Annotated in this window: 1 protein-coding gene; it reads left to right on the top strand. The window is 66.2% G+C overall.

What is annotated here, in order from left to right; genetic code table 11:
• Positions 1–622: PE family protein (locus tag AC5Y7D_RS30905; protein ID WP_499929993.1), on the top strand; the 622-nt coding region annotated here is incomplete at both ends.

The raw sequence follows: 622 nt of genomic DNA, 5'->3' as shown, positions 1-622 counted from the left end.
GGCCTTGGGTGAGGATGAAGTGTCTGCAGCGGTTGCTGCGCTGTTTTCTGAGCACGCTCAGGCCTACCACACGCTAAGCGCGCGCGCCGAAGCGTTCTACGGTCAGTTCGTCCAGACACTGACCGGTGGTGCGAATGCCTATGCCTCGGCTGAGGCCTCCAACGTCTCGCCGCTGCAGGCCTTGGAGCGAGAAGTGCTGGACTTCATCAATGCGCCGACCAATGCGTTGTTGGGACGTCCGTTGATCGGCAATGGCGCTGATGGCGCGCCCGGGCAGGCCGGCGGTGCGGGAGGGTTGTTATTCGGCAACGGCGGCAACGGCGGTAACGGTGTCGATGGCCAGACAGGGGGCAACGGCGGTAGTGCCGGGCTGATCGGCAACGGCGGCAACGGGGGCATCGGCGGTAGCGGCGCAGCTGGCGGAAATGGCGGTAGCGGCGGATTGCTATGGGGCAACGGTGGATCCGGCGGAATGGGCGGTACTGGGGCGGCTGGCGGTCTCGGCGGTAACGCGGTCCTGTTCGGTAATGGAGGCGCCGGCGGCCAGGGCGGTACTGGATTCAATGGAGCCAACGGCGTCAACGCCACAATCAGCAACCAAGCCGGCACCGGCAGCGACGGC

It is taken from the genome of Mycobacterium sp. NGS49 (genome assembly GCF_059812565.1).
Note: the sequence above shows the minus strand (reverse complement) of the source record. Positions and strands in the feature narration are given on the sequence as shown.